The 8,289-nt window shown below is 68.2% G+C and carries 9 protein-coding genes; all 9 read left to right on the top strand.

Going from position 1 to position 8,289, the window contains the following annotated elements:
• Positions 1-268: 268 nt before the first annotated feature.
• Positions 269-1,081: a F0F1 ATP synthase subunit A gene (gene atpB, locus ACIQOV_RS15995; protein WP_380538228.1), complete on the top strand. Its 813-nt coding sequence runs from the start codon at positions 269-271 to the stop codon at positions 1,079-1,081.
• Between the two features lie 91 nt (positions 1,082-1,172).
• Positions 1,173-1,415: an ATP synthase F0 subunit C gene (gene atpE / locus ACIQOV_RS15990; protein ID WP_030302757.1), complete on the top strand. Its 243-nt coding sequence runs from the start codon at positions 1,173-1,175 to the stop codon at positions 1,413-1,415.
• Between the two features lie 34 nt (positions 1,416-1,449).
• Positions 1,450-2,010 carry a F0F1 ATP synthase subunit B gene (locus tag ACIQOV_RS15985; protein WP_401048971.1) on the top strand — a complete coding sequence of 187 codons (561 nt, stop codon included), beginning with the start codon at positions 1,450-1,452 and terminating at the stop codon, positions 2,008-2,010.
• On the top strand, positions 2,007-2,822 hold the full coding sequence (locus ACIQOV_RS15980) for a F0F1 ATP synthase subunit delta (protein ID WP_380538225.1): 816 nt from the start codon (positions 2,007-2,009) through the stop codon (positions 2,820-2,822). The genes ACIQOV_RS15985 and ACIQOV_RS15980 overlap by 4 nt, the downstream gene beginning before the upstream one ends.
• A gap of 156 nt (positions 2,823-2,978) precedes the next feature.
• Positions 2,979-4,553: a F0F1 ATP synthase subunit alpha gene (atpA, locus tag ACIQOV_RS15975; protein ID WP_359899956.1), complete on the top strand. Its 1,575-nt coding sequence runs from the start codon at positions 2,979-2,981 to the stop codon at positions 4,551-4,553.
• A gap of 32 nt (positions 4,554-4,585) precedes the next feature.
• Positions 4,586-5,500, top strand: a complete 915-nt coding sequence (locus ACIQOV_RS15970) for a F0F1 ATP synthase subunit gamma (protein WP_401048968.1) — start codon at positions 4,586-4,588, stop codon at positions 5,498-5,500.
• Positions 5,501-5,502: 2 nt separating this feature from the next.
• On the top strand, positions 5,503-6,948 hold the full coding sequence (gene atpD, locus ACIQOV_RS15965; RefSeq protein ID WP_401048966.1) for a F0F1 ATP synthase subunit beta: 1,446 nt from the start codon (positions 5,503-5,505) through the stop codon (positions 6,946-6,948).
• Positions 6,949-7,134: 186 nt separating this feature from the next.
• Entirely contained in the window at positions 7,135-7,518 is a 384-nt protein-coding gene (locus tag ACIQOV_RS15960) for a F0F1 ATP synthase subunit epsilon (RefSeq protein ID WP_401048964.1), read from the top strand.
• 148 nt (positions 7,519-7,666) lie between these two features.
• Positions 7,667-8,167, top strand: coding sequence for a DUF2550 domain-containing protein (locus ACIQOV_RS15955; protein ID WP_030057523.1), 501 nt, complete (start codon positions 7,667-7,669; stop codon positions 8,165-8,167).
• Positions 8,168-8,289 lie beyond the last annotated feature (122 nt).

The raw sequence follows: 8,289 nt of genomic DNA, 5'->3' as shown, positions 1-8,289 counted from the left end.
CCCAACGAGGGGGGCGGTGTTTATGCCGCGCTGACGGGCTGCTATCGTCCGTCGCAACAACGGAGTACGGGAAGAGGCCAGGTCTGTCCGGACAGCGGACCGATCGCCCCCCGAATCCGCGCAGTCTTCGATGATCCCGCTGTGGTGCTGTGCGCCGGCGCGCGGGGTCGGCGAGAAACCCATCAAGTACCAGTGCCGCTCCGTGGCCGCAGGCCATGCCGACACACCGAGGTTGCCGTATCCATGCGTCACGACGAAGGAGTCCGTGGTGAGTGCTGAACTCACGTCCCTCGCCTCAGGCAGTTGCCACTTCGGGGACGCTGGTTGCGGCTTCCCGGCCCCTGGCCTGAACGAGTTCCAGTTCGAGCCGATCTTCTCCATCGGTAGCTTCGAGTTCAACAAGCCGATGCTGCTGTCGATCATCGTCGCAGCGCTGGTCGTGGTGTTCTTCTGGGCCGCGTTCGCGAAGCCGAAGCTGGTCCCCGGCAAGCTGCAGCTGGTCGGTGAGATCGGCTACGACTTCGTCAAGCGCTCCATCGTCCTGGAGACGATCGGCAAAAAGGGCGAGAAGTACGTCCCGATGCTGGTCTCGATGTTCTTCTTCGTATGGCTGCTGAACATCATGTCGGTCATCCCGTTCGCCCAGTTCCCGGTGACGGCGGCGATCGCGTTCCCGGCCGGCCTGGCCGCGGTCGTGTGGGTCACCTACATGACGCTGACCTTCAAGAAGCACGGCTTCGTCGGCGGTCTCAAGAACCTCTGCTGGCCCTCGGGCATCCCCGGCTGGGTCATGTTCATCCTGGTGCCGATCGAGTTCTTCTCGAACATCTTCGTGCGCCCCTTCACGCTCGCGGTCCGAGCCTTCGCGAACATGTTCGCCGGCCACCTGCTGATCGTGATGTTCTCCATCGCCTCCTGGTACCTGCTCAGCCCGACCCTGGGCGCGCTGTACGGCTCGGCCTCGTTCGTCGTCGCCGTCGGCCTCACCGGCTTCGAGCTGCTGGTCCAGTTCCTGCAGGCCTACATCTTCGTGATGCTGGCCAGCAGCTACATCGCCGGTGCCCTGGAAGAGGCGCACTGAGCCAGGGGCCCACGGCCCTCCTGAACCACCCCCCGGAACGCCCGGTGGCCAATCACCACCGGTACACCATCCCCGCAAAGGACACATTGCAATGAGCATGCTCGCTGAGGTCGGCGTCTACGGTTCCGTCGCTTCGATCGGCTACGGCCTCGCCGCGATCGGCCCCGGCATCGGTGTCGGTCTCATCTTCGGCAACGGCGTTCAGGCCATGGCCCGCCAGCCCGAGGCTGCCGGCCTCATCCGCTCCAACATGTTCATCGGCTTCGCGCTGACCGAGGCGCTCGCCCTCATCGGCATCGTCATGCCGTTCGTCTTCGGCCAGGGCCCCAAGTAATCCCCGCCGTAGACCATTCGAGGAAGGTCCAGATATGACCATCGCGGCTCACCTCGCGGAGGAGGGGGAGATCATGAACCCTCTCCTGCCCGCATGGCCCGAGATCATCATCGGCCTGCTCTGCTTCTTCATCGTCTTCGGTCTGCTCGGCAAGAAGCTCCTCCCCAGCATCGAGAAGGTGCTGTCGGAGCGCCGGGACGCGATCGAGGGCGGCATGGAGCGCGCCGAGGCCGCCCAGGTGGAGGCCCAGGCCCTGCTTGAGCAGTACCGCGCCGAGCTCGCCGAGGCGCGCCACGAGGCTGCCCGCATCGTCGAGCAGGCTCGCGAGCAGGGTGCCGCCCAGCTCGCCGAGATGCGCGAGGAGGGCCAGCGCCAGCGCGAGGCCATCGTCGCCGCCGGTCACGCCCAGATCGAGGCGGACAAGAAGCAGGCCACTGCCGCCCTGCGTCAGGACGTGGGCTCGCTGGCGACCCAGCTGGCGTCCCGCATCGTGGGCGAGTCCCTGGAGGACCACGCCCGGCAGAGCGGCGTCATCGACCGCTTCCTGGACGAGCTGGAGGCCAAGGCCACCGTTGCTCAGGGTGCGGCCAAGTGATCGGCGCCAGCCGTGAGGCCCTCGCTGCCGGCCGGCAGAACCTGGAGAGCCTGACCGACTCCACCTCGGTGGACGCGGCCAAGCTCGCCGAGGAGCTCACCGCCGTCACGGCCGTGCTGGACCGTGAGGTGTCGCTGCGCCGAGTCCTGACGGACCCGTCCCGGTCCGGCCAGGACAAGGCCCAGCTGGTCACCTCGCTGCTGACCGGCCAGGTCTCCGGCGAGGCCGTCGACCTGGTCTCCGGCCTGGTCCGCTCCCGCTGGTCGGGCTCGCGCGACCTGGTGGACGCGACCGAGCAGCTCTCCGCGTACGCGGAGATCATCGCCGCGGACAAGGCCGGCGCCCTGGACGACGTCGAGGACGAGCTCTTCCGCTTCGGCCGGGTGGTGAGCGGCGCGCACGAGCTGCGCGCCGCGCTGACCGAGCCGAAGGCCGGAGCCGTCGCGAAGGCCGAGCTGATCAAGAAGCTGCTCGGCGGCCGCGCCAACGCCGGCACCGTCCGGCTGGTCACCGCCCTCGTCAACGCGCCGCGTGGCCGTAGCCTGGAGCAGGGCCTTGAGTCCTACTCGAAGCTCGCCGCCGCACGCCGTGGCCGCGTGGTGGCCCTGGTCACCACCGCGGTGCCGCTGTCGGACACCCAGAAGGAGCGCCTGTCCGGTGCTCTGGGCCGGATGTACGGCCGCCAGGTCCACCTGAACATCGACGTCGACCCCGAGGTCGTCGGCGGCGTCCAGGTGCAGATCGGCGACGAGATCATCAACGGCACCGTGTCGAGCCGCCTCGAAGGCGCTCGCCAGTCGCTCGAAGGCTGAGTACCGAAGCAGCACATCCGACCCTCGGTCGGGAAACCGGCTCCCCAAGGAGCCGGCACATCGTACGGCCGGTTCGGAAGACCCGGCCGAGAGTCGAATACTTGCGGCCCTCAATGGCGGGCCGAGGATCGCAAACTAGGAGAGCAGGGAAGCCTGATGGCGGAGCTTACGATCCGTCCGGAGGAGATCCGGGACGCGCTGGCCGACTTTGTCCAGTCGTACCAGCCGGACGCCGCTTCTGTGGAAGAGGTCGGCACGGTCACTGACGCGGCGGACGGCATCGCGCATGTCGAGGGCCTGCCCTCGGTCATGGCGAACGAGCTGCTGAAGTTCGAGGACGGCACGCTCGGCCTCGCGCTGAACCTCGACACCCGCGAGATCGGTGTCGTCGTCCTCGGTGAGTTCGGCGGCATCGAAGAGGGCCAGACCGTGCGCCGCACCGGCGAGGTCCTCTCGGTTCCGGTCGGCGACGGCTACCTCGGCCGCGTCGTGGACCCGCTGGGCAACCCGATCGACGGCCTGGGCGACATCGCCGCCACCGGTCGCCGTGCCCTGGAGCTGCAGGCCCCCGGCGTCATGGCCCGCAAGTCGGTCAAGCAGCCGCTGCAGACCGGCATCAAGGCCATCGACGCGATGACCCCGATCGGCCGCGGCCAGCGCCAGCTGATCATCGGTGACCGCCAGACCGGCAAGACCGCGGTGGCCGTCGACACGATCATCAACCAGCGCGACAACTGGCGCTCGGGCGACCCGGAGAAGCAGGTCCGCTGCATCTACGTCGCCGTGGGCCAGAAGGGCTCCACCATCGCGTCCGTCCGCGGCGCCCTGGAGGAGGCCGGCGCGCTGGAGTACACCACCATCGTGGCCGCTCCCGCCTCCGACCCGGCCGGCTTCAAGTACCTCGCCCCGTACACCGGTTCGGCCATCGGCCAGGAGTGGATGTACGACGGCAAGCACGTCCTGATCATCTTCGACGACCTGTCGAAGCAGGCCGAGGCCTACCGTTCCGTCTCCCTGCTGCTGCGCCGCCCGCCGGGCCGCGAGGCCTACCCGGGTGACGTCTTCTACCTGCACTCCCGCCTGCTGGAGCGCTGCGCCAAGCTGAACGACGCCCTGGGCGGCGGCTCGATGACCGGTCTGCCGATCATCGAGACCAAGGCCAACGACGTCTCGGCGTACATCCCGACCAACGTCATCTCCATCACCGACGGCCAGTGCTTCCTGGAGTCCGACCTGTTCAACGCCGGCATCCGCCCGGCCGTGAACGTCGGTATCTCGGTCTCCCGCGTCGGTGGCTCCGCCCAGATCAAGGCCATGCGCTCGGTCGCCGGCCGTCTGCGTCTGGACCTCGCCCAGTACCGTGAGCTGGAGGCCTTCGCCGCCTTCGGTTCCGACCTGGACGCGGCCTCCAAGGCCCAGCTGGAGCGCGGTGCGCGCATGGTCGAGCTGCTGAAGCAGGGCCAGTACCAGCCGTTCCCGGTCGAGGAGCAGGTCGTCTCCATCTGGGCCGGCACCAACGGCAAGCTGGACGACGTCCCGGTCGCCGAGATCCGCCGCTTCGAGCGCGAGTTCCTGGACCACGTCCGCCTGCAGCACAAGGACCTGCTCGCCGGCATCGTCGAGACCGGTCTGCTGGCCGACGGCACCGTCGACGCGCTGACCAGCGCGATCGAGGCCTTCAAGCAGGGTTACCAGACCGCTGACGGCAAGCTGCTCTCCGAGCAGGCCTGAGTCCGGTAGCGAGGGAAAGGACGTAACGACCCATGGGAGCACAGCTTCGGGTCTACAAGCGCCGGATCCGCTCTGTCACCGCGACGAAGAAGATCACCAAGGCGATGGAGATGATCTCCGCGTCGCGCATCGTCAAGGCGCAGCGCGCGGTGGCCGCCTCCACTCCGTACGCCGATGAGCTCACCCGGGCGGTGACGGCGGTGGCCACCCGGTCCAACGCCAAGCACCCGCTCACCACCGAGAACCCGAACGCCAAGCGCGCGGCGGTCCTGCTGATCACGGCGGACCGCGGCCTGGCCGGCGGCTACTCGACCAACGCCATCAAGGCTTCGCTGGTGCTCGCCGAGCGCCTGCGGTCCGAGGGCAAGGACGTGGTGGCGTACATCATCGGCCGCAAGGGCGTCTCGTACTACACGTTCCGCGGTCTGACGATCGAGGGCTCGTGGACGGGATTCTCGGACAAGCCGACGTACGGTGACGCGAAGACCGTGGCGGCCGACCTGATCGAGGCCTTCACGGCCGAGACCGGCGGTGTGGACGAACTCCACCTGGTTTCCACCGAGTTCGTGTCCATGCTGACGCAGAACGCGGTCGAGGCGCGGCTGCTGCCGCTGAAGCTGGACGAGGTCCAGCTCAGCGACCAGACGCCGGCCAAGTCGGAGATCTTCCCGCTGTACGACTTCGAGCCGTCGGCGGAGGGCGTCCTGGACGCGCTGCTGCCGCGGTACGTCGAGAGCCGGATCTACAACGCGCTGCTGCAGTCGGCCGCTTCCGAGCACGCCGCCCGCCGCCGCGCGATGAAGAGCGCGACGGACAATGCCGGCGAGCTCATCAAGTCGCTCACGCGGCTTGCCAACTCGGCCCGTCAGGCCGAGATCACCCAGGAAATCAGCGAGATCGTCGGCGGTGCCAACGCCCTCGCCGACGCTAGCCGCGGGAGCGAATGAGTATGACCACCACTGTTGAGCCGACCACGGCGACGGGCCGCGTCGCGCGGGTCATCGGCCCGGTCGTCGACGTGGAGTTCCCCGTCGACGCGATCCCGGACATGTACAACGCCCTGCACGTCGAGGTGGACAACCCCGACGGCACGGGCAAGAAGACCCTGACCCTTGAGGTCGCCCAGCACCTCGGCGACGGCATGGTCCGCGGCATCTCGATGCAGCCGACCGACGGCCTGGTCCGTGGTTCGCAGGTCTCCGACACCGGTGCGGCGATCTCCGTTCCGGTCGGCCAGATCACCAAGGGCAAGGTGTTCAACGCCCTCGGCGACGTGCTGAACGTCGACCCGGCGGAGTTCGAGAAGCAGGTCGAGGTCCGCTGGCCGATCCACCGCAAGGCCCCGGCGTTCAAGGACCTCGAGTCCAAGACCGAGATGTTCGAGACCGGCATCAAGGTCATCGACCTGCTCACCCCGTACGTCACGGGTGGCAAGATCGGTCTGTTCGGTGGTGCCGGTGTCGGCAAGACCGTTCTGATCCAGGAGATGATCTACCGCGTCGCCGAGAACTTCGGTGGTGTGTCGGTGTTCGCCGGTGTCGGTGAGCGCACCCGTGAGGGCAACGACCTCATCGACGAGATGGTCGACTCGGGCGTTCTGGACAAGACCGCGCTGGTCTTCGGCCAGATGGACGAGCCGCCGGGCACCCGTCTGCGCGTCGCGCTGTCCGCGCTGACCATGGCGGAGTACTTCCGTGACGTCGAGAAGCAGGACGTGCTCCTCTTCATCGACAACATCTTCCGGTTCACCCAGGCCGGTTCCGAGGTGTCGACCCTGCTCGGCCGCATGCCCTCCGCGGTGGGCTACCAGCCGAACCTGGCCGACGAGATGGGCCTCCTGCAGGAGCGCATCACCTCGACCCGCGGTCACTCGATCACCTCGATGCAGGCGATCTACGTCCCCGCGGACGACCTGACCGACCCGGCGCCGGCCACCACCTTCGCCCACCTGGACGCGACGACCGTTCTGTCGCGCCCGATCTCGGAGAAGGGCATCTACCCGGCCGTCGACCCGCTGGACTCCACGTCCCGCATCCTCGACCCGCGGTACATCGCGCAGACCCACTACGACACGGCCATCCGTATCAAGGGGATCCTGCAGAAGTACAAGGACCTCCAGGACATCATCGCGATCCTCGGTATCGACGAGCTGTCCGAGGAGGACAAGGTCACGGTGCACCGTGCCCGCCGCATCGAGCGCTTCCTCTCGCAGAACACCTACGTGGCGAAGCAGTTCACCGGTGTCGAGGGTTCGACCGTGCCGCTGTCCGAGACCATCGAGGCCTTCAACTCGATCGCGGACGGCAAGTACGACTCCGTCCCGGAGCAGGCCTTCTTCATGTGCGGTGGCATCGAGGACCTCGAGAAGAACGCCGCCGAGCTGGCGAAGAAGTAATCGCGGCCGGTAGCAGCTGTGCGTGACCGTGAGGGGTGGCCCCCGAGCCTGGGGACCACCCCTCGCGGCACATCGGCTGTGATTCCGGTCAAATCCGTGCCGCCGGTTTCATGCCGGAGGCGCGGGGCCGTTATTCTTACCGAAACTCCCGAGTAATCGGGCGTTGCATGAGCCTAGGAGCCCACGTTGGCTGAGCTGCACGTCGAGCTGGTCGCAGCCGACCGCAAGGTGTGGTCCGGTGCGGCCACCATCGTCGTCGCCCGTACGGCCTCCGGTGACACCGGCATCATGCCGGGCCACACCCCGGTGCTGAGCGTGCTGGAGACCGGTCCGGTCACCATCCGCACGGTGGACGGCGGCACCGTGATCGCCGCGGTGCACGGCGGCTTCATCTCCTTCGCCGACAACAAGCTGTCTCTGCTCGCGGAGATCGCCGAGCTGGCGGACGAGATCGACGTCGCGCGTGCCGAGCGCGCACTGGAGAAGGCCAAGTCGGGCCTGGACGAGCACGCCGAGCGGCGCGCCGAGGTCCGTCTGTTCGCGGCGCGCGGCCTCAAGGCCCACGTCTGAGTGCGCCGGACCCCGGCTTGGCGGGGTCGACCGACGGTCCCGGGGACGCGTGAGCGTGACCCCGGGACTGTCGTCGTAGTTGGTAGGTCAGCGCGGTCGCTTGATACGACCGCTACGGGGAACGCGGGTAGCGAGGAGGTGGGTGAGCATGGTCCTCGCGCTTGTGGTGTGTGCGGCGGTCGTGGCCCTGGGTGTGATCGGGCTGATGGCCTTCGCCGTCCGGCGCCGCCTGATCCAGCGGGTCGGCGGCACCTTCGACTGCAGTTACCGGCTCAAAATGCCGGCCGACGCCTCGACGCAGCCCGACCTCGACGAGAACGGCAAACCCACCTCAGCCCCGGTCCCCCCGACCGACGGCAAGGGGTGGGTTTTTGGTATCGGCCGGTACAGCGGTGACTCGATCGAGTGGTTCCGGGTCTTCTCGTACGCCCCGCGCCCGCGCAAGGTGCTGCCGCGCCGGGAGATCGAGGTGCTCGGCCGGCGCTACCCGGAGGGCCAGGAGGAGCTGGCGCTGCTGTCCGGCTCGGTGGTGCTGCGGTGCCTGCACAACGGGGCGCCGCTGGAGCTGGCGATGAGCGAGGACGCGCTGACCGGCTTCCTGGCCTGGCTGGAGGCCGCCCCGCCCGGCCAGAGGGTCAATGTCGCGTAGCGACCGGACTCCCGGACGGGCGTGCCCGAGAGCGCGCTGCTGGCCGCCGGTGCGGAGGTCGTTCCGCTGGCCGTCGACGGCGCGGGTCGGGAGGAACTGGCCGCGCGGATCGGTGAGTTGAA

The sequence above is a fragment of the Kitasatospora sp. NPDC091257 genome (assembly GCF_044757675.1).
Lineage (GTDB): Bacteria > Actinomycetota > Actinomycetes > Streptomycetales > Streptomycetaceae > Kitasatospora > Kitasatospora lactacystinica.
The sequence above is the reverse complement of the archived record's forward strand: the minus strand, read 5'-3'. Positions and strand labels throughout refer to the sequence as shown.

Coding starts and splice junctions, on each gene's coding strand:
- atpE (WP_030302757.1), top strand. CDS start 1,173: ATGAGCATGCTCGCTGAGGTCGGCGTCTACGGTTCCGTCGCTTCGATC.
- ACIQOV_RS15985 (WP_401048971.1), top strand. CDS start 1,450: ATGACCATCGCGGCTCACCTCGCGGAGGAGGGGGAGATCATGAACCCT.
- atpA (WP_359899956.1), top strand. CDS start 2,979: ATGGCGGAGCTTACGATCCGTCCGGAGGAGATCCGGGACGCGCTGGCC.
- ACIQOV_RS15970 (WP_401048968.1), top strand. CDS start 4,586: ATGGGAGCACAGCTTCGGGTCTACAAGCGCCGGATCCGCTCTGTCACC.
- atpD (WP_401048966.1), top strand. CDS start 5,503: ATGACCACCACTGTTGAGCCGACCACGGCGACGGGCCGCGTCGCGCGG.
- ACIQOV_RS15955 (WP_030057523.1), top strand. CDS start 7,667: ATGGTCCTCGCGCTTGTGGTGTGTGCGGCGGTCGTGGCCCTGGGTGTG.